16 protein-coding genes are annotated in these 20,419 nt (G+C 51.8%); 10 read left to right on the plus strand and 6 right to left on the minus strand.

Going from position 1 to position 20,419, the window contains the following annotated elements; all coding sequences use genetic code 11:
* Window positions 1-57 precede the first annotated feature (57 nt).
* From ACYVH9_RS06960 to metK, 10 genes are all read left to right on the plus strand, one after another.
* The gene (locus ACYVH9_RS06960; RefSeq protein ID WP_460635576.1) at window positions 58-1,407 is read left to right on the plus strand and encodes a TldD/PmbA family protein; all 1,350 of its coding nucleotides are present in this window, start codon (window positions 58-60) and stop codon (window positions 1,405-1,407) included.
* Between the two features lie 294 nt (window positions 1,408-1,701).
* Window positions 1,702-3,342, plus strand: a complete 1,641-nt coding sequence (locus tag ACYVH9_RS06965) for a TldD/PmbA family protein (protein WP_460635577.1) — start codon at window positions 1,702-1,704, stop codon at window positions 3,340-3,342.
* A gap of 116 nt (window positions 3,343-3,458) precedes the next feature.
* Window positions 3,459-4,796: a TldD/PmbA family protein gene (locus ACYVH9_RS06970; protein ID WP_460635578.1), complete on the plus strand. Its 1,338-nt coding sequence runs from the start codon at window positions 3,459-3,461 to the stop codon at window positions 4,794-4,796.
* Between the two features lie 145 nt (window positions 4,797-4,941).
* Window positions 4,942-5,556 carry a DUF4159 domain-containing protein gene (locus ACYVH9_RS06975; RefSeq protein ID WP_460635579.1) on the plus strand — a complete coding sequence of 205 codons (615 nt, stop codon included), beginning with the start codon at window positions 4,942-4,944 and terminating at the stop codon, window positions 5,554-5,556.
* A 3-nt stretch (window positions 5,557-5,559) separates the two neighbouring features.
* A complete protein-coding gene (locus tag ACYVH9_RS06980; RefSeq protein WP_460635580.1) occupies window positions 5,560-6,534 on the plus strand; it encodes an AAA family ATPase in 975 nt (324 codons plus the stop codon).
* A gap of 94 nt (window positions 6,535-6,628) precedes the next feature.
* Window positions 6,629-7,489, plus strand: a complete 861-nt coding sequence (locus tag ACYVH9_RS06985; RefSeq protein WP_460636455.1) for a DUF58 domain-containing protein — start codon at window positions 6,629-6,631, stop codon at window positions 7,487-7,489.
* Window positions 7,489-8,682, plus strand: coding sequence for a BatA domain-containing protein (locus ACYVH9_RS06990; RefSeq protein ID WP_460635581.1), 1,194 nt, complete (start codon window positions 7,489-7,491; stop codon window positions 8,680-8,682). Before ACYVH9_RS06985 ends, ACYVH9_RS06990 begins: the two co-directional genes overlap by 1 nt.
* Window positions 8,679-10,955: a hypothetical protein gene (locus ACYVH9_RS06995; RefSeq protein WP_460635582.1), complete on the plus strand. Its 2,277-nt coding sequence runs from the start codon at window positions 8,679-8,681 to the stop codon at window positions 10,953-10,955. Before ACYVH9_RS06990 ends, ACYVH9_RS06995 begins: the two co-directional genes overlap by 4 nt.
* Complete coding sequence (locus ACYVH9_RS07000) at window positions 10,952-12,625, plus strand: hypothetical protein (RefSeq protein ID WP_460635583.1); 1,674 nt, start codon at window positions 10,952-10,954, stop codon at window positions 12,623-12,625. The genes ACYVH9_RS06995 and ACYVH9_RS07000 overlap by 4 nt, the downstream gene beginning before the upstream one ends.
* 57 nt (window positions 12,626-12,682) lie before the next feature.
* Window positions 12,683-13,936 carry a methionine adenosyltransferase gene (metK, locus tag ACYVH9_RS07005; RefSeq protein ID WP_460635584.1) on the plus strand — a complete coding sequence of 418 codons (1,254 nt, stop codon included), beginning with the start codon at window positions 12,683-12,685 and terminating at the stop codon, window positions 13,934-13,936.
* Window positions 13,937-14,011: 75 nt separating this feature from the next.
* On the opposite strand, the gene ACYVH9_RS07010 is transcribed toward metK, so the two are convergent.
* The 6 genes from ACYVH9_RS07010 to ACYVH9_RS07035 form a co-directional block, all read right to left on the minus strand.
* Complete coding sequence (locus ACYVH9_RS07010) at window positions 14,012-14,386, minus strand: HPF/RaiA family ribosome-associated protein (protein WP_460635585.1); 375 nt, start codon at window positions 14,384-14,386, stop codon at window positions 14,012-14,014.
* A 263-nt stretch (window positions 14,387-14,649) separates the two neighbouring features.
* Window positions 14,650-15,510: an SDR family oxidoreductase gene (locus ACYVH9_RS07015; RefSeq protein WP_460635586.1), complete on the minus strand. Its 861-nt coding sequence runs from the start codon at window positions 15,508-15,510 to the stop codon at window positions 14,650-14,652.
* A gap of 14 nt (window positions 15,511-15,524) precedes the next feature.
* Window positions 15,525-16,379, minus strand: a complete 855-nt coding sequence (locus ACYVH9_RS07020; RefSeq protein WP_460635587.1) for an SDR family oxidoreductase — start codon at window positions 16,377-16,379, stop codon at window positions 15,525-15,527.
* Window positions 16,380-16,606: 227 nt separating this feature from the next.
* Complete coding sequence (locus ACYVH9_RS07025; RefSeq protein ID WP_460635588.1) at window positions 16,607-18,001, minus strand: alkaline phosphatase family protein; 1,395 nt, start codon at window positions 17,999-18,001, stop codon at window positions 16,607-16,609.
* The gene (gene eboE / locus ACYVH9_RS07030) at window positions 17,998-19,224 is read right to left on the minus strand and encodes a metabolite traffic protein EboE (RefSeq protein WP_460635589.1); all 1,227 of its coding nucleotides are present in this window, start codon (window positions 19,222-19,224) and stop codon (window positions 17,998-18,000) included. The genes ACYVH9_RS07025 and eboE overlap by 4 nt, the downstream gene beginning before the upstream one ends.
* Window positions 19,221-20,369, minus strand: a complete 1,149-nt coding sequence (locus tag ACYVH9_RS07035) for a 3-dehydroquinate synthase (protein ID WP_460635590.1) — start codon at window positions 20,367-20,369, stop codon at window positions 19,221-19,223. The genes eboE and ACYVH9_RS07035 overlap by 4 nt, the downstream gene beginning before the upstream one ends.
* Window positions 20,370-20,419 lie beyond the last annotated feature (50 nt).

Here is a 20,419-nt window from a genome sequence, read left to right on the forward strand (position 1 = left end):
CTAGTGTGTGTTAGCTTCTTTATTCTTTAACCCTCAAACCTCAAACGTTAAACCAAAATGGCTATTCTGACGAAAGAAGAAGCAAAAAAAATACTGGACAAGGTATTGGGTTATTCCAAGGCTGACGAGATGAGCGTGAGCCTGGGCGGAAACCGGACCGGCAACATCCGCTACGCCCGTAACACGGTTTCGACGAGTGGCGAAACGGAAAACCTCTCACTGGCCGTAACTTCCGTGTTTGGCAAACGGGTCGGGTCGGCCACCATCAATGAGTTTGATGATGCGTCGCTGGAAAAAACCGTTCGGCGGGCGGAGGAAATTGCCAGACTAGCCCCCGAAAATCCGGAATATGTACCGATGCTGGGGCCGCAAAAATACAGCGACCCGGTGACCTATGCTGAGAGTACGGCCAAAATCAACCCGGAATTTCGGGCGCAGGCGGCTTTCGACAGCATCGAACCGTGCAGCAAAAAGAACCTGACAGCCGCCGGTTACATGGAAGACACGACCGGTTTTTCGGCTATTGCGAACAGTAAAGGGTTATTCGGTTATAATCCGTATACGTCGGTGGATTTTTCGGTAACAACTCGCACAGCCGATGGGACCGGTTCGGGTTACGTTTCCCGCGATTTTAACGATGTATCGAAGCTGAATACGAAAGCCGCTACGGAGATTGCTATGCAAAAGGCGTTGGCTTCGACCAACGCGAAGGCGCTCGAACCGGGAAAATACACGGTCATTCTGGAGCCCACGGCGGCCAGCGATCTGATTGGTCTGATGATGAATAGCCTGGATGCCCGTAATGCCGAGGAAGGGCGGAGCTTTCTGAGCCGAAAAGGAGGTGGAACACGCCTGGGTGAAAAGTTTTTCGATGAGCGAATCACGATTTATTCGGATCCGGCTAACGTCGAAATTCCGGGAGCGCCCTTTGTCGGTGGGGGTGGAGGCCGGTTTGGGGGTGGTGCTGTTGATGGGCGACCGCAGGAGAAAACGCTGTGGGTTGAAAACGGCATCATCAAGAACATGAGTTATTCCCGTTACTGGGCGCAAAAAGCGGGGGTTAAAGCCGTACCACCGGCTAGCAATTTCGTTATGCAGGGCGGAACCCAGTCGCTGGCCGACCTGATTAAGAGCACCCAGAAAGGGATTCTGGTAACACGCTTTTGGTACATCCGGGCCGTCGATCCACAAACGCTGTTGTATACCGGTCTGACGCGTGATGGCACGTTTCTGATTGAAAATGGACAAATCAAATACCCGATCAAGAACTTCCGTTTTAACGAGAGTCCGATCATTATGCTCAACAACGTTGAAGCAATGGGAAAACCCGTTCGGGCCGGGGGCGTGCTGATTCCGCCGATGAAAATCCGGGATTTTACGTTCAGTTCGCTGTCTGACGCCGTGTAAGCGGAAGCTGTTCGGGAGTCATAACGTGGCGGGTTTTAAAGGCGCGTCCGGCCTTTCGCAAGCAAAGAGCGGGAGGTTCAACATCCCGTGCAACAATCACATCAGGGAATATCCCCCAATTTGGAGGAGGTTTTACCGGCACTTATTTCGCACTTTTAACGGTATCCGTCAAGGTGGCCACTGTCGGGTTATTCGCAGAAGACGTAACATGAACCGTTTTTTCGGCAGATAGTCACAGAAAAACGACCGGATTTCGTTTCTTTTTTAACCGTATCACTTTATTAACAAACAACATTGAATCGTCGAGATTTTCTTCAATGGACCGGCCTGGGCGCAGGCGCTTTCCTGTTGCCCGGTAGCACAGTTATTGGACGTTCGGTAGCGCCGGAAGCCCTGCTCGAACCCGGAGTGGACGTGGCCGTCAAAAAACGCCTGGCCGATGCGGCCTTGAATGCCGCTAAATCGAAAGGCGCCAGTTACACCGATGTTCGGATTGGCCGGTATTTGCGGCAGTTTGTTGTCACGCGCGAAGACAAAGTTCAGAACATCGTCAACACCGAATCGTACGGGGTGGGCGTGCGCGTTATTGTGGATGGCTGCTGGGGATTTGCGTCCGTAGTAGACGCCAAGAGCGAAACGCAAACCGCCCGGGCTGCAGAGGAGGCCGTAGCGATTGCCAAGGCCAACGCCCGGTTGATGAAGCAACCCGTGCAGCTGGCACCGCAGAAAGGATTCGGCGAGGTAAGCTGGAAAGCACCCATCCGGAAAAATGCGTTTGAAGTACCTATCAAGGAGAAGGTCGATCTGCTATTGTCGGTCAACGACGCAGCCCTGAAAAACGGGGCGAACTACGTCAATTCAGTGCTGTTTATGGTCAACGAACAGAAGTATTTTGCTTCTTCGGACGGTTCGTACATCGATCAGGATATTCACCGGATCTGGCCCACATTTACCGTGACGACCATTGATGCCAAAACCGGTAAGTTCGAAACGCGGGATCAGTTGAGTGCACCGATGGGCATGGGGTATGATTACCTGCAGGCGAATCCGAGTGACAAAATAACCGGTATTACAACCCGTTACAACAAAGGGTACGACATGCTGGAAGACGTAGTTGCGGCTGCGAAACAGGCAAAACAGAAGCTGACGGCCAAGTCCGTGGAAGCCGGGAAGTACGACTTGGTGCTGGACCCTTCACACCTCTGGCTGACCATCCATGAATCCGTTGGACACCCGCTGGAACTGGATCGTGTGCTGGGCTACGAAGCGAATTTTGCCGGAACCTCGTTTGCGACGCTGGATAAATGGAAAACGAAGAATTTCAACTACGGTAGCAAGCAGGTAAATCTTTTTGCTGATAAGACGCAGGAAGGTTCGTTGGGCTTGGTCGGCTGGGACGACGAAGGCGTCAAAACCAAGCAGTGGGATTTGGTCAAAGACGGCACGCTGGTCAATTATCAGGCCATTCGGGATCAGGTCCATATCATCGGTGAAAACGAATCGCAGGGCTGTTGCTATGCCGATAGCTGGAGTTCGGTGCAGTTTCAGCGAATGGCCAATGTCTCGCTGGCGGCAGGTAAAACACCCCTGTCGGTCGAAAACATGATTAAGGATGTCAAAAAAGGCATTTACATCATTGGCGACGGTTCGTTCTCGATCGACCAGCAACGCTATAATTTTCAGTTTGGGGGGCAGTTATTCTACGAGATCAAGGACGGAAAAATTGCGGGTATGCTGAAAGACGTGGCCTACCAATCGAACACCCAGGAGTTCTGGAATTCCTGCGTGCAAATCTGCGATGAGAAGGATTACCGCCTGGGCGGATCGTTTTTTGATGGAAAAGGGCAGCCCATGCAGGTAAGCGCCGTGTCGCACGGTAGCTCAACCGCTCGATTCAATGGGGTGAACGTGATCAATACAGCGAGAAAAATCTAGTTTACAGTTTTCAGTTTACGGTACGGCCTCCGCTGCTACTGGCGCGCTATTCGTAGAATGCGTCAGGTACTGTAAACCAAAAACCGTACCCTATAGACCAACAAACCTGAAAGAAAATGGCAGTTATATTATCCGAAGCAGAAGCCAAGGCGTTGCTTCAGAAGGTACTGAGTTATTCCAAAGCCGACGAGTGCGAGGTGAATCTGTCGGGCGAGGAGCGGGGCAATATCCGGTACGCCCGGAACGAAGTCTCGACGAGTGGCGCTATGATTAACCAGAATTTACAGGTTCAGTCGTCGTTTGGCAAAAAAGTGGGCGTTGCCACCATCGACGAGTTTGACGATGCCTCACTGGAGAAGGTGGTGCGTCGGGCCGAGGAACTGGCGCAGCTGGCCCCCGAAAATCCGGAACATGTGGGCGTAATGGGGCCACAGCAGTACCTGAAATCAAACGGTTTTTTTGAATCAACGGCCAAGATCAATCCGGAAGCCCGGGCCGAGGCCGTGGCTAAAAGCCTCCAGGAATCAGGCAACCAGAAACTGGCTGCGGCCGGTTTCATGGAAGATTACCGGGGCTATTCGGCCATGATGAACTCCAAAGGGTTGTTTGCCTATTACCCCAGCACCAACGTGAATTTTTCGCTGACGGTGCGCACCGACGACGGAACCGGTTCGGGTTATGTGACGCGCGGCTACAGCGATTTTTCGAAACTGGATACCGCAGCGGCCAGCAAAATTGCCGTTCAGAAATGCCTGGGGTCGGTGGGCGCAAAGGCGCTCGAACCGGGAAAATATACCGTAATTCTGGAACCCACGGCGGCTGCGGTTCTGCTCGAAAATATCTTTTTCAGCATGGACGCCCGCAGTGCCGACGAAGGCCGTTCGTTTTTGAGCAAACCCGGCGGGAAAACCAAGCTGGGCGAAAAAATTGTGGACGAACGCGTAACGATCTATTCTGATCCAACAAATCCGGAACTGCCCGCATCCCCGTGGTCGGGCGATGGCCGGGCACAGGAGAAAATCAACTGGATCGAAAAAGGCGTGGTAAAAAACATGGCCTATTCGCGGTATTGGGCGCAGAAAAAGGGCGTGAAAGCCGTGCCGTATCCCAATAACGTGATCATGGCGGGCGGAACAGCCTCACTGGACGAGATGATCAAAAGCACGCAGCGCGGTATTCTGGTGACCAAGCTGTGGTACATCCGCTCCGTGGATCCGCAAACCCTGCTGTTGACGGGGCTGACCCGCGACGGGACGTTTTACATCGAAAACGGCAAAATCAAGCACCCGGTCAAGAATTTCCGGTTCAACGAAAGTCCGGTCATCATGCTCAATAACCTCGAGGCACTGGGCAAGCCGGAGCGCGTGGTGAGCACCGAATCGGATTCCAATTACCTGATTCCGCCGATGAAAATCCGGGAGTTTACGTTTAGTAGTCTTTCGGACGCGGTTTAGATTTTAAAGTTGTTTCGCAGACGGGGCCGCCCGGCGGTTAAGCGGAGAACATCAGAGGTGAGCAGAGGCTCCGCTAAACTCTTTTTAAGCTCCGCTTGTCTCTGCGAAACAACTCTTTATAATACGCAACTTCATCAACCTGCTTTTGAAACCTTTCTTTTTCACACGCATCCAGTATACCTCCGGCGATTGGGACACGGACCAGCGAATGCCCTCCAACCTGCTGCATTCACTGGTTCAGTATACCACCATACCGGTTGATGAGAAAGAACGGATTGTACAACTGACCAGTAACGAGCTTTTTAAAAGTCCGTTCTGCTACCTGAGCGGGCATAAGCTGGTGGAGTTTTCGACGCAGGAGCGGGAGCACTTCAAACGCTACGTGCAGAATGGCGGTTTTGTATTTGTTGATGATTGCAACCACGACATCGACGGCCTGTTTGCCAAATCGTTTGAGCAGGAAATGGCTCGCACATTTGGCTCGAAAGCGTTGCAGAAAATTCCGAATACCCACGCGATTTACAAAAGCTTTTTTCAGTTTGAAGGGCCGCCAACCACCACGTTCGAGTTGAACGGCTGGGGCGATGACCTTGTCCATGATTACCTCAAAGCCATCTCGATAAACGGACGCATTGGCGTTCTCTACAGCAATAAAGATTACGGTTGTGAATGGGATTATGACTTTCGCAACAAACGATTTCTGGCCGAAGATAATACCAAATTCGGGGTCAATATTGTTACCTACGCATTAACTGCTTAGCTATTGGAAACCAAGGAACTGACGCATTATAAAACACTCGTTGGTAAGCTTCCGCACCTGAAAAAAGAGATTGCCAAGGTGATTGTCGGACAGCAGGAAGCCATTGATCAAGTGCTGATTGCCCTGCTGGCGGGCGGCCACTGCCTACTCGAAGGAGTACCCGGACTGGCTAAAACGCTGCTGGTGAAAACAATGGCAGATGCCTTGGACATGCATTTCAAGCGGATTCAGTTTACACCCGACCTGATGCCGGGCGATATCGTGGGCACGGAAATTCTGGAAGAAGATCATCAGTCGGGCAAGAAATTTTTTAAGTTCAACCGGGGGCCAATCTTTGCCAACGTGGTGCTGGCCGACGAAATTAACCGGACACCACCCAAAACGCAGGCGGCTTTGCTGGAAGCCATGCAGGAATACAAGGTTACGTACAGCGGTTCCGACTACGAACTGCCGCGGCCCTTTCTGATTATTGCCACTCAGAATCCTATTGAACAGGCCGGAACCTATCCGCTACCCGAAGCCCAGCTCGATCGGTTTCTGCTGTACATCAAACTGAGTTACCCGTCGGAGCAGGAGGAGCTGGATGTGTTGAAAAGTACCACCGGAACGGCCCGCCCGGTGCTGAAAACCGTACTGACGGATCAGGAAATTATTGATTTGCAGAACTTGACGCGGCAGGTCCACATCAGCGAGGAATTGATTGGGTCTATCAACAAACTAGTTCGCTCGACTCGTCCGGAAAGCAGTTCGTCGGCTTTCGTTAAACAGTGGTGCGACTGGGGCGCGGGGCCGCGGGCGGGGCAGGCCCTGGTACTTTGTGCCAAAGCCCGGGCGGTGTTGCACGAACGGTTTTCGGTGATTCCAGACGATATTCAAACGCTGGCGTACCCGATTCTGCGCCACCGCATCGCCCTGAATTTTCGCGCCGAAGCGGAAAGCGTGACGACGGATCAGGTGATCGGGGAACTGTTGAAATAGGTTCTTTGGTTTACGATTTTCATTTTATGGTGTGCATCAACGAATCGTAAATTATAAACCGTAAACCCTGAACTGTAAACCGAAAACCGTAATGCTGTTAACCACGGACCTCATCAAGCTCAATAATCTGCAATTGGCCGGCAAACTGGTCAGTGATGAACTGCTGTTGGGTATCCACGCCAGCAAGCGTTCCGGTTCGGGTACGGAGTTTGAACAATACCGGCATTACGAACCGGGCGACGATCCCAAACGCATTGACTGGAAGCTGTTTGCCCGGACGAATAAACATTTAGTCCGCGAGTCGGCCACGGAAAGTAACCTGCAAATCCGGTTTTTGCTGGATTTATCCGGGTCAATGAATTACAAGGAAAAGGACGTTAGCCGACTGGATTACGCAAAAATTCTACTGGCATCGCTGGCTTATTTAGGGTACCGTCAGAACGATCAAATGAGCTTATACGGTCTGCAAAATGGCAGCTTGCCAGCGCTTGTACCGTCGGGGAAGCAAGCATTTCAGCGGATCTTGTTTGCGCTGCAAAATGCCACCGCTTCCGGACCGTGGTTGCCCGGCTCGTCCCGGTTTCCGGAATTTCAGCAGAAGCAGAAAGAGTTGCTGGTGATGGTGTCTGATTTGTGGCAAGTGGACGACGAATGGTTACAATTGGTGAAAGCCATGACTAGTCAGCGACGGGAGATGGTGATTTTTCAATTGCTCGGCGAACAGGAAACGGTGCTCAATCTCAACGGTTTTTACCGTTTTAAAGATCTGGAGACGGGCCGGGAAGTAGAAATACAGGCCGAATCCGTCCGGGAAACGTACCAACAGACGGTTTCTGACTATCTGAAGAAACTGGAAGAAGATTTGTGGTTACCACATGTGCATTTAATCCGTGTAAAGCTCAGCGAACCCGTCGGGCGGGCGTTGAGCAATTTTTTGACCCAAAGGAGAGTCTGATGGAGTTCGTACAACCGTACATGCTATGGGGGATGGCGGCCGTCATCATTCCGGTCGCCATTCATTTCTGGCATCAGAAAAAAGGGCAGCCGATTGACTGGGCCGCCATGCGCTGGCTGCTGGAAAAAGATCAGCAACAACAACGAGGGCTCAAAATCGACAACCTGCTGTTGCTCTTACTCCGCTGTTTACTTATTCTGTTGCTGGCTTTTTTACTAAGTCAACCAATTGTTAATCAACGAACAAGGTCAGCTGCGATTCGGAAAATTCATCTGGTGCAAGCGGAAAAAGGGGTCACGGAAAATTTTCGGTTTGAACTGGAAGAAGCCCTTCGGACAGGCGAAGCGGTTTACTGGATCAATACCGTTCCGGAACCGGTCAGGCAGCTGACGCAGTTGCCCGACCCGCGCCCCTTCAACGCCGGGGTTTTACAAACGGCGATTAACAACACGCTGGACGAAAATACGGCTCTGCACCTGTATGTGGTCAATGACCAGCGATTGGCCGAAATGCCCTTTATTCAGGTTCCGGCTACGTATCAGCTACACACCGTAGCCGATTCGGTCCGGAAACCGTTGCGCAGTTACCTGGCGTTTTCGGCGAATAAAAATGCATTTGTGGACCAGGCTGGTCGGCTGACCACGAACTCGACTCTGGCCCCTGCTGTTCGCTACACATCGACGCCCGCCCACGCTGGTTCGCTGGCGGTTTTGGTCGAATTTAAGGATAAAACCGAGGAGCAGACGGTTTTGGCCGCGATCCGGGCGCTGACGGAAGTCTATTCGCTTGCTCTGCAACTGGATATTCAAAAAAATAACACCCGAGCGTACGATTGGATCTTGACGGATCAGGACGTGGCAAATCCCAATCCGAAAACGCTTTATGTGGTTTCGAACCAGTTGAAAATACCGACGGCACCGAATGTGGTATACACCCCGGAAAGGTTCAGTCCGCAAAGCGCTGACCGGGTTCGGAATGGGCAGCTGCCAGAATGGCTGGGTGATGCCCTGGTACGGCATTTCAATCTGAATCCGAAACCGCTATTCCTGAGCGAACAACAGCTACGTACATTGTTTATTCCGACGGCGAAACCTGTATCAGGACCGATGCAAACGGTTCGTAATTGGCTCGTGCTGGCCCTGGTTATCGTGGTGGGAGTTGAGCGCTGGCTCGCTTTACGAAAGAACGCATGAACGAACTTAAACGAACCCTGACGATCATCACCCGTCAGCTGGTAGCCAACGCCCTGCTGAATAGCTTGTTGCTGGGGCTGACGCTGGGCCTGGGTGCCCGACTGTTGGGTTTTTCGCCGGTTTGGGCGGTGGTGATGGGCGGGCTAGGCTTCGGAATGGGCGCTTGGCTGACCCGACTTTTTACCGACAAAAAAACGCAGGCTGTCGCTATCCTTCACCAAGCCGTTGGCGATGCAGAGTACAGTTTGGCCTTGCTAACCAAAAACGAGCTGAATATCGCCGAACAGCTTCAATTGGAGCGATTGAACGAACGGGTGCAAACCGTCCGGCTTCCGGCCCGGCAATTCGTATCGGTAGTTTTTTCAAAAACCGGGTGGTACGGCTTTTTGATGCTGGGGTTGCTGGGCGTTTATTACGGTTATCCACAACTTCGGTCGAATGCACCCAATCAGAAACAAATAACGGAGAATATACCGTTCCGCAATGGACAAAAAACGCTTATTTCTCCAACCTTTCAATCGGCGAGCTTGCGGATTACTCCGCCCAGTTATACGGGTTTACCCGCAACGGAATCGCCGGAATTGAATACGGTGGCCGTGAGCGGTTCGTCGCTTCGGTGGCTGGTCAAATTCAGCGAACAACGCGCATTATCAGTCCGGCTGGTGAACAGTCGGGGGGAAGAACTTGCTTTTCAGCCAACCCAGGTGGGGTTTGAGTACCGGGATCGGTTGGTTAGTTCCGGAATCTACGCGTTGAAAGCGTACTGGCGGCTACCTTCCGGCCAGGATTCACTGGTTTACCAGTCCGAATTTTACCGGCTTGAAGCCCGGCCTGATCTGGCACCGAAAATCCAGCCGGATTCCAAAGAATTGTACCAGTTTCATTTTTTGAAAGATTCTAAAAGACTGCGCATTTCGGCCCGGATTTTCGATGATTTCAGCGTTCGTCAGGCTTACATTGTTGCTACGGTGGCGCGTGGTTCCGGCGAAAGTGTGAAATTCCGGGAGGTGAAGTTTCCGCTGCCCAAAACCAATTTCAAGAATGCGCGACTGAGCCAAACCATTGATCTGAACGCGTTGAATTTTACGCCCGGTGACGAGCTTTACTATTATTGGGCGGCTATTGACAACAAGCAGCCGGAAGCCAACTTTACGAAATCGGATACCTATTTTGTGGTTTACAAAGACACCGCCCGGGTTGAAGAGGCTGAGCTGGCCACGATGGCGGTGAACATCATGCCGGAATATTTCCGGAGTCAGCGACAAATCATCATCGATACCGAAAAGCTAGTGGCCCGGCGGAAAAAGCTGGCGGTCAAGGATTTTAAAAGTGCCTCCAACGAAATTGGCTTTGATCAGAAAGTGCTGCGGCTCCGGTATGGGCAGTATCTGGGCGAAGAGTTTGAAAATTCAATTGGCGGGCACGACCTCCAACCCGAAGGCAACGTGCTGGATGGCTTTATTCACAAACACGATACAGAGGCCGAGAAAGATGCGCCTAAATCGTTTGCCTTCAAGATGATTGAAAAGGCAGAAGAGACTCAGCATAAGGAATTGCCAGCGCCTGGGGCGCACGGCCATGACCACGGCGGAAAATCGGCGGAAAGTGAAAATAAAGACCCCGTGGCGGCCTTGATGGAGCAATACATTCATTCGCACGATGATGGGGAAGCGAATACCTTTTACGAGCAATCGACCCGCAGTTTATTGAAAATGGCCTTGGAGCAAATGTGGCAGTCGGAGTTGCATCTGCGCTTGTATGAGCCGGAAAAAGCCCTGCCGTTCGAAAATAAAGCCTTGGTTTATTTGAAAGCTGCCCAGCACAAAGCCCGGACGTTCGTGAAGAAAAGCGGCTACGATCCGCCCCCGATCAAGGAAAAAGAAGTCCGTTTGACGGGCGAATTAACGAAAGTGAACACCAGCTTTACGCAGGAACGCCAGTATGACCAGGCCCGGGTTGAGCAACTGGTGAGCGAGGTGCTGGGCTTTTTGGAGTTGAAAAAGATTAGTCCGCAGCAGCAGATAACCATTCAGAAATTGAGTACGGCCTTGACCAATTCCGTCCTGAACAGCGGCTTGTCGAATTGGGCAGTGCTGACGGGGTTACAGAAGCTAGGCAGTGGAAAGACCCTCTCCGGCCCGGAAAAGGCGGATTTGAAAACAAAACTGCTGGCGGTAGCCGGGTTCTCGGCGCGTGACCGGTCCACGGCACAACCCGGATCGTACGCCAGCGAACGAAAATTAGAACAAGCGTTTTGGCGGCATTTGAAATGAAACTAACGGACCGGTTGACCATCCATTTTGATCCGAGTGATCTCGCCAGCTGGTTTGTGCTGGCCTGTCTGGTTGGTCTGATGGTATTGCAGGTTTTGTTAATTATTAGGAATCAGCAGATTACGGTTTTTCGAAAAGGTCTCCGGGTGGTGCTGAATGGGTGGCTGTGGCTGGTTTTAGTAGGCTATTTTCTGGATGTGGATTGGACGGTTTCTGAATCGGGGAAAACCGTATTATTGGCGGACCAAACCGTTCCGGCCGACTACCTGAATGGACTGAAAAGCAGCCTGAATATTCAGCGAGCCGTTCGGGTCGACGCATTCAAAGAACCCGCTTTCCGGGCGCAATTGGTGGAGGGCAAAATCGATTCGATCCTTTTGGTTGGAGCGGTTTTTTCGCCCGACATTTTGGGCCAGCTGAGCCGCCAGGGAGTGCATTTGATTCCGTATTATCCGCCCGACCAGGTGCAGCAGATTCGGTGGAAAGCTGTGCTTCGGCAGGGCGAAATGCAAACCGTGCGGGGCAGTATTGAATTGGCGCAAAAACAGACGCTGACGGTCCGGTTTGGGAATCAGACGCTTGACAGCTTGGAACTAGAAAAGGGATACCGGGAATTCAATCTTCAGTTCCCGGTTTTGGCGCAGGGGCGCACGGAGGTGGAGCTGTTGCTGGGGCAAAAACCGTTGGATACGCTTCGTTTTTTTACTCGAAAACCAGCGCCCGTTTCGTACCAGTTTATCCTGGATAGTCCAGATTTTGAGAGTAAAACCCTCGCCAACTGGCTTGGTAAACGGGGGCATTCGGTGGAGGTGACGTCGGCGATTTCGAAAGACATTCGTAACCGGATTCAAATCAACCGCCCGGCTCCGGCCGACGTGATCGTGACGGACCCGATCCATGCAGGTCATGCGGCTGTCAAAAAAGCCGTTGCGCAGGGAAAACCGGTGTTTTTTATGAACGGGACGGAGCCGGAGACCGATAGCAAAGCCATCAATCGGGCGTTGGGAACCCGCTGGAGCGTAAAGAAAATCTCGAATGAGGCCACGGTATCGGTTGGCCAGGGTATTCAGGCGTTGCCGTACCAATTCCGCGAAGCCGCGAATCATTTTCCCGTTGCGGGCTACCCGGTGGCGGTGCAGCAAATTGGCGCTCTTGTTGGCTACAGTTTGTTGGGAGACACGTTTCCGTTAGAGTTAAGTGGAGATAGTGTGGCGTATAACCGAGTCTGGACCGCCGTTTTTGCGCAACTGTTGCCTTCTTCCAGGAATACGATTCAACTGGATGCACCGGTTTTTTCCGGGCTACAAGCACGGCTTTACTTCAACAACTGGGTTGATAAACCCGCTATGGTTCAGGTTGGTACGGATACGGCTCGCCTGAATTATTCGGCCCTCAACGGGTTGTCGGCGGAAGCATTCTGGCTACCCAGCCGGGCGGGCTGGCAGGCTTTGCCGGACTCGGTGGCGATTTACGTAAACGATGCTGACCAAACGCCGGTTTTCGGGAGCGAACAACTGCGGGCGTATGTGCGTGCCCGTTCTCAGGAGAACCGCAGCCCGAAAACTGGGCCAGAAAGGGAATCTACGGCTAAAATTCCGGACGGGATCTGGCTGTTGCTATTCCTTGGCGGTTTGACTGCGCTTTGGATCGAACCCAAATTTAGCATTTGACCTATCGTAAAATTCCAGTAGCTTTGCGATTGTTTTTGGCCTTAAATCTTACGTACAATGCCCTATCTATTTACCTCAGAGTCAGTCTCTGAAGGACATCCCGATAAAGTTGCCGATCAGATTTCTGATGCATTAATTGACCATTTTCTGGCTTATGACCCTTCCAGCAAGGTCGCTTGTGAGACCTTGGTTACAACGGGTCAGGTGGTACTGGCGGGCGAGGTGAAAACAACGACCTACCTGGATGTTCAGAAAATTGCCCGGGAAGTCATCAAACGCATTGGCTACACCAAGAGTGAATATATGTTTGAAGCCGATTCGTGCGGTATTCTGTCAGCGATTCACGACCAGTCGGCGGATATTAACCAAGGGGTTGAACGTTCAAATCCGGAAGATCAGGGCGCGGGCGATCAGGGAATGATGTTTGGGTATGCGACCAACGAAACGGACAACTACATGCCGTTGCCGCTCGACCTGGCCCACAAAATTCTGCAGGAAATGTCGTACATCCGGAACCATGAGAAGGATGTGATGACCTACCTTCGGCCGGATGCCAAATCGCAGGTGACCATTGAATACAGCGATGATGATAAGCCGGTTCGGATTGATACCGTTGTTGTTTCGACACAGCATGATGATTTTGGGACCGACGCGGTTATGCTTGAGCGGATTCGTGAAGATGTGATCAACATTGTGATTCCACGTGTGAAAGCCAAGCTGAAACCGGAATTACAGGATTTGTTTAACAGCGATATCACGTATTATATCAACCCGACGGGTAAGTTTGTGATCGGCGGTCCACACGGCGATACGGGTCTGACGGGCCGTAAAATCATCGTTGATACCTACGGTGGCAAAGGCGCTCACGGTGGGGGAGCTTTCTCCGGCAAAGATCCTTCCAAAGTAGACCGTTCGGCGGCTTATGCAACACGGCATATTGCGAAGAACCTCGTAGCGGCCGGTTTGTGCGACCAGGTACTCGTTCAAGTTTCGTACGCCATTGGCGTGGCAAAACCGTGCGGGCTGTATGTAAACACTTACAATTCGGCCAAGGTGGACCTGACCGATGGTGAGATTGCGACCAAAATTGAAGAATTATTCGATATGCGTCCGTACGCGATTGAGCAACGGCTGAAACTGCGTAACCCCATTTATTCGGAAACCGCGGCTTATGGCCACATGGGACGCCAGAATCAGGTTGTTAAGAAGGTGTTTGGCGCCAATGGAAGCACAAAAGAAGTGGAAGTAGAACTGTTTACCTGGGAAAAACTTGACTACGTGGATAAAATTAAAGAAGCATTTGGTCTTTAAAATTTTTGAAACGTCATCCGTACCCAACAAAAAAGCCGTCTCGAAAAGACGGCTTTTTTGTTGGAATACAAGGGGTTAAAAATCGATGTCTTCATTAACGACATCTGCCTCTACCAACTCCTTGGACTCCTTAATCTGCTGAGCAGAGATATTTCGTTGTTTGTCTTTATGACGTTTCAGTTTATTTTTCAGGGTGTCGATGGCCATATCCGTTGCTTCCTCGAACGTGGTACCTTGCTGACGGACAAAAATGGAATCTCCCGGCAGGAACAATTTAACCTCAAAGATTTTCAACTTAATCTTACTGGTTTCACTTCCTTCCAGCCTTAAGTAAACCTCACCGCTAACGATTCGGTCGTTGAAGGTCTCAAGCTTGTTCAGCTTTTTTTGAATGAAATCCAGCAAACTTTGATCTGCCGTAAAGTGGACGCAATGAACTTGAATTCTCATACGTGTCGCATGGTTATAAAGTTAAACAAAGAACCCATGGACTACCTAAGTTTGGAAAATCAGGGGAAAGAATCAAGGGCCTGATCGAAATATCCAACTTGGGAAATTGTCCGTTTTTTTACGAATACTACCTCACAGGTCAAAACCACCACTTATCGTAACCAACCCCCGAAAGAGTTGATGTAAAAGTTCTTCTTATTGTCTAATTCCGGAATCTGATAAATCAGACGGAAAGCTGATTTTTAACAGGATTTTTAGCGGTTTTAGGTATTAACTACTTCGCCCCCGTTGACATGCATCACCTGGCCGGTCATGTAAGAGGCATCTTCCGAAGCCAGAAAAACGAACGCAGGTGCCACTTCGGCGGGTTGCCCTACGCGCTCCAAAGGAGTATCTTTCCCGAATGTAGCCACTGTTTCTTCCGATTTCGTGGAGACAATCAATGGAGTCCAGATGGGGCCGGGTGCCACGGCATTGACGCGGATGTTTCGCTCAACCAAATGCTGCGATAAAGAGCGCGTAAAAGCGGTTACTGCTCCTTTGGTGGACGCATAGTCGACGAGCGCTTTGCTGCCCCGGTACGAAACCACCGACGTGGTGTTGATGATGCAGTCGTACGCTCCCATGTGGGATAATGCCTGTTTAATAAGCCGGAAGAGGGCCAGAATATTGAGCTCAAAGGTTTCAATTAGTTGCTGGTCGGATATTGCCGTAAAGTCGTGCTGTTCAACATGATTGGCCGCATTGTTCACCAGGATGTTGATGTGGTGGTATTCGCGGACGACCTGCTCAATCAGTTGTCTGATAAATGCCGGGTCACGGAGGTCGCCGGCGATGAGCAGACAGCGTCTTCCCTCAGCTTCGATCAGGCTTTGGGTCTTCCGGGCATCCTTATCTTCACGTGGGTGGTAGACAATGGCCAGGTTGGCCCCTTCACGAGCAAAATGGACCGCAACCGCCCGGCCAATGCCGCTGTCGCCCCCGGTAATGAGCGCGATTTTATCCTGTAATTTGCCGCTGCCCTTGTAATCATCCCGGATGTAAATGGGCTGCGGGTGCATGAGCTCTTCCAGTCCCGGCTGTTCGTCTTGGTGCTGGGGCGGTGTTTCAAGTTCTAAATTCATGGTATTTCCGGTTATCAGGTATTGATAATCGTGCCGCCGTTGGGGTGGATGGTCTGGCCGGTAACATAACTGGCATCGTTGGAGGCCAAATACACATAGGCCGGCGCCACTTCGCTGGGCTGCCCGGGGCGTTTCATCGGGACATCCTGGCCAAACTCCGCCACTTGCTCGGCATCAACGGATGCGGGATTCAGGGGTGTCCAGATGGGGCCGGGCGCTACGCCATTAACGCGAATTTTTCGATCGGCCAGATTCGATGACAACGCCCGGGTAAAGCTCATGATCGCTCCTTTTGTAGCCGAATATTCCGGCAAATCGGCGCGTCCCTGGTAAGCCGTTACCGACGTGGTATTGATGATGCTGTCGCCTTCGTGCAGGTGCTTTACGGCCGCCCGCGTTACCCGAAAAAATGAGTAGATATTGATCTCGAAGGTGTTCACCAGGTCTTCGTCGGTCATTTCTTCAAACCGTTCGTGGGCCAATTGTATTGCTGCATTGTTGACCAGGATGTTCAATCGGCCATACTGGTGCACGGTATCGTCGACCAGGCGTTCACAGTAAGCCGGGTCGCGCAGGTCGCCCGGAAGGAGCAGACATGCTTTTCCTTCGGCTTCCACTAATTCGCGGGTTCGCTGGGCATCGCCTTCTTCGCGTGGGGTATACGCAATGGCAACGTCAGCTCCTTCTCTCGCGAAATGCACGGCTACGGCGCGACCAATGCCACTGTCACCGCCTGTAATCAGCGCTACTTTGTCTTTTAATTTGCCGGATCCAACGTAGGTATGCCGAATCACTTTGGGTTGCGGAATTAATTCGCTTTCCAGCCCGGGCTGTACGTCCTGGTGCTGGGGAGGGATTTTTGTTTCCATACCGTTCTTCCCGAGGTTGAGTAAATCAGAAAGCTGATTAAACAAGGAAGAAAGACAAAATGATTAGTACCGCAGCGGGATTTTTTCACATCTCATGTCTCTCCTCTTTTGTCTAAATTCAGAACTCAAACCGTCCGGTATTGATTGGATTCTGTTATCAAACGGGACAATCCTGCCAGCCGTATACGGTTAATTATACGGCTGGCAGGGTTTTAAACGGTTCTTTTTCAGGTAGTTTGGAGGGGTAGTTCGGAGGTCAGAGCCTGCCAGATTTTATCGTATACCTCAATAGCCTGCAACGGTTGATCAGTTTGTTGATCCTGGCGGGATGACACAAAAACCGGATGATAGGCAGGTTGGGTACCGACACGGCCGTGTGAGCCTTTGATCAACGTGGCATCCAGCGGAATGACATTCATCAGATAGCGGAAACCCAGCTTTTTACGAATGAGTTTATACCCGGCTTTTAGCTTGACCAGCGGGTTGGCCGGGTCCATGAACATTTCGACCGGATCATAGCCTGGCTTCCGGTGAATGTCAACCAGCCGGGCATAGTCCGGGGCTTTGGTATCGTCGAACCAGTAATAGTAGGTAAACCAGCTTTGGGCGTCGGCCATCACCACAAAATCACCCGACCGTTCGTTGTCGATGTGGTGTTGCTGCTTACCAACTTCGTCCAGAATTAATTCAATACCGGGCGTTTTTTCCAGAATGGAGCGCACCTGTGCCGTACAAGCGGGATCGTTGATGTAAATGTGAGCCACCTGGTGATCGGCCACCGCGAACGCCCGCGACGCCCCCGCATCCAGTAGTTCCAATCCCTGTTCAACGCGGACATTAATCAAACCGGCTTCACGAAACAGCCGATTCAGGTGAATGGGCTGACTGACATTGGTAATGCCGTATTCCGACAATATGATAATTTCGGCGTTTTGCCGTTCGTAGTGCTGAATCAGGTCTTTGAGTACGTCGTCAATCTCGTGAAGTTCCTTCGAGATTTTACCCAAATCCTGCCCGAATTTCTGGAGGCAGTAGTCCAGGTGCGGCAGGTAGATCAGCGTTAATGTCGGGTTGTGCCAGCGATCCACCAGCAGCGATGCATCAGCAATCCAGCGGGTTGATTTGATGTTGGCGTTGGGGCCCCAAAAGTTGAACAGCGGAAACGTCCCCAGGGCTTCCTGAAGCCGGTCGCGCAGGTCGGAGGGATGGCTGTAACAGTCGGGAGCTTTTACCCCGTCGGCGTGGTATTGGGGGCGTGGAGTTACCGAAAAGTCGGCGGATGAGTACATATTGTACCACCAGAACATTTTGGAAACCGTGAACGACGGATCAAGTTGCCGGGCGCGTTCCCAGATTTTCTCGCCATTTACCAGCTTATTGGATTGTTTCCAGAATTTGATTTCGCAATCGGTTCGGTCGTACCAGCCGTTGCCCACAATGCCGGTTTCGGTGGGCCATTTTCCCGTGACATACGCCGATTGAACCGCCGTGGTGACGGCCGGTAGCATGGGTTCAATGGAAGACAACTGCTTATCGGCGATCCATCGTTTCAGGAAAGGAGTGTGTTCGCCAATGAGGGAAGCCGACAGGCCAACTACGTCGATTACTACGGTTTTTTTCATACAACACGTTTCAAAACCCATTCCAACTCGCGCCCGATGGAGTCGTTCAGCCGCATTTTCAAATCTTCCGGCAGCACTTCCCAGGTATATGTTTCAACTTCCAGTTGTGCTGTGAACGGTTTTTCACGCTGCAAACGGAGCACCTCAATGATGTCATCCTGCGTGGATTGCAACAGACCGTAATCATTCACAAACAGGGGTACGTGGAAGTGCGATCGCCATTCGACATGGGTTTTGTCAAAGGCGAGCAGCGCTTCCGGCAAATCCGGAAACCGCAGCAGGTCACCGGCGTCATTTCGCGCTACTACCTGATGCAGGTACGTGGGTTCGTTGAACCACCTGAATTGCTCCAGAACGGCTTCGCGGCTATTTTCCTCTACCGGAAAAGTGGCCTTCAAGGCTGCACTAATCTGTATTTTGCCCACTTTCAGGTCGTTGTCCTGGAGTTTTGTCAACACCTCTTCCGGGCGTTCGTAGCCGACCGCAAAATGGCAGACATCATAACACAACTGGACGTGTTCCCGCAGAGCCGCTTCGCACTCGCCCGCCGACAGACCGAACTCGTCGTTCAGTCGCTCGATGCCGATGGGCAGCAAATAAAGGTTAAACCATTCGATGAATTCATCGGCGGTTTCCAGCAAACCGTCGGGTTCGGGCTCAATATCCAGGTGAAGGCTCAGGCCTTCCTGCTGTTTGATCCGAACCAGTTCTTCCACCACCGTGAGCAGACGCTGGGTGGTCGCTTCAAAAGCCAGATCGCGTTGATCGCGGTTGTTCCACGAAAACCAATACCGGTACGAAAGCGGTGAGGTAGAAATTCCAGCCTCGGTCAGCTTCGTCGAAGGATGGGTGGTCAGCAAAGCCGCCAGTTGCCGGAAAAGCCGGATGGTATACTCAACCCGCTCCGCCGTGCGCCAGTCGGGAGCGTGAACCTGGTCTTTGACGCGGGTCCAGTGAAAACCGCCGTACGGAAAACCATTCATCGTAAACACGTAACAATCCGTATCCGCCAGCCACTGCTGAAATTCCCGAAACCGTTCCGGTTGGCTGAGTTCCTGGCTGGCAATGTTGGACAGACGAAGGCCAAGACCAAAGGGAGCGTTGGGGGAAAGTGCCTGCTTGAGCGTTGGGACGGCCTGTTGCAGCGCGATGAAATGCTCGGCCCAGTGTTCACCGGCGTGAATATTGGTGCAATAGCCTAAATGTCCGAGGGGTGTTTTCATGCGGGCTGGGTTTCGTCTTCTTTCAGTTTGCCAATCACGTGGCGGATGAGGTCCGGATTCATTTCGTGGACTTCTACCCCGTGCCCAATGGCGTCGAGCAGCATAATGGTTAGTTGGCCGCCCAGGTGTTCCCGAAATTCATTGAGACCTTTCAGAATACCGTTGCCCTCCAAAGCGGGGTGAAAGAGGGAAAACCCGAGGGTTCGCTCCAGATTCAGAATGCGGGTTGCATCAGCTTCGCTCAGCCAGCCTAGTTGCTGGGAGTACAGACTATCGAGGGCAATGCCAATGGCAACAGCTTCGCCGTGGCGAATCTCAAAATCTGTCAGTTGTTCGAGTTTGTGGGCGCTCCAGTGGCCAAAGTCGAGCGGACGGGAAGACCCCATCTCGAACGGATCGCCACTGGCGATATGGTTCAGGTGCAACTCCGCGCAGCGGTGGACCAGGTACTGCATGGCGGTCAGGTCGCGGGCCGCCAGTTTTTCGGCTTGTGCTTCCAGCCATTCGAAGAAAGCCTGATCTTTGATTAACGCCACTTTGATGGCTTCGGAAATACCCGCCCGCCAGTCGCGGTCGTCGAGGGTGGTCAGAAATTGGAGGTCATTGAAAACCGCAATGGGCGGGGCGAATGCACCTAAAAAATTCTTCTTGCCCCGGTAATTAACGCCGTTTTTAACGCCAATACCCGAATCGTTCTGCGACAGAACCGTCGTTGGAATGCGGATATGCCGAATACCCCGGTGGGAGATGGCGGCAACGTAGCCAACCAGATCGAGCACCGATCCACCGCCGATAGCCACGACGTACGAGTGCCGGTCGATACCGTAGCGATCAATCGCTTCGACAATTTGTTCCACCAGCGCCGGATCGTTTTTGGCACCTTCTCCGCCCGGAATAACGATTAAGTCGGGGACGAGATCGACCAGCGAAAGGGTGGAAAAATAGGTCTTGATCTGCTGAATTAAATCAGGATGGTTGGCTGTAACTCCTTCATCCAGAATGAATAGGAGTTTCTTGCGAAATCCTTCCGTATGCTGTTTTTTCAGGAAGTCAAGTAAGGTTGGGTTAGTACTTTCAAACAGTTGATCGGAAAAATAAACGTCGTAAGTGAACCGAACACTGAATGCTTGGTGAAGGGTGTTCATTCCTCGCAATGATGGTTGATAAAATGTAAAGTTACTAATAAAACAAACCT

Source organism: Larkinella harenae (assembly GCF_054780515.1).

What these genes read in the sequence shown, in the direction of transcription:
- ACYVH9_RS07015 (WP_460635586.1), bottom strand. Translation starts at nt 15,510, where the DNA reads ATGAATTTAGAACTTGAAACACCGCCCCAGCACCAAGACGAACAGCCG.
- ACYVH9_RS07035 (WP_460635590.1), bottom strand. Translation starts at nt 20,369, where the DNA reads ATGAACACCCTTCACCAAGCATTCAGTGTTCGGTTCACTTACGACGTT.
- eboE (WP_460635589.1), bottom strand. Translation starts at nt 19,224, where the DNA reads ATGAAAACACCCCTCGGACATTTAGGCTATTGCACCAATATTCACGCC.
- ACYVH9_RS06960 (WP_460635576.1), top strand. Translation starts at nt 58, where the DNA reads ATGGCTATTCTGACGAAAGAAGAAGCAAAAAAAATACTGGACAAGGTA.
- ACYVH9_RS06995 (WP_460635582.1), top strand. Translation starts at nt 8,679, where the DNA reads ATGAACGAACTTAAACGAACCCTGACGATCATCACCCGTCAGCTGGTA.
- ACYVH9_RS06970 (WP_460635578.1), top strand. Translation starts at nt 3,459, where the DNA reads ATGGCAGTTATATTATCCGAAGCAGAAGCCAAGGCGTTGCTTCAGAAG.
- ACYVH9_RS07020 (WP_460635587.1), bottom strand. Translation starts at nt 16,379, where the DNA reads ATGGAAACAAAAATCCCTCCCCAGCACCAGGACGTACAGCCCGGGCTG.
- ACYVH9_RS06990 (WP_460635581.1), top strand. Translation starts at nt 7,489, where the DNA reads ATGGAGTTCGTACAACCGTACATGCTATGGGGGATGGCGGCCGTCATC.
- ACYVH9_RS07025 (WP_460635588.1), bottom strand. Translation starts at nt 18,001, where the DNA reads ATGAAAAAAACCGTAGTAATCGACGTAGTTGGCCTGTCGGCTTCCCTC.
- metK (WP_460635584.1), top strand. Translation starts at nt 12,683, where the DNA reads ATGCCCTATCTATTTACCTCAGAGTCAGTCTCTGAAGGACATCCCGAT.
- ACYVH9_RS07010 (WP_460635585.1), bottom strand. Translation starts at nt 14,386, where the DNA reads ATGAGAATTCAAGTTCATTGCGTCCACTTTACGGCAGATCAAAGTTTG.
- ACYVH9_RS07000 (WP_460635583.1), top strand. Translation starts at nt 10,952, where the DNA reads ATGAAACTAACGGACCGGTTGACCATCCATTTTGATCCGAGTGATCTC.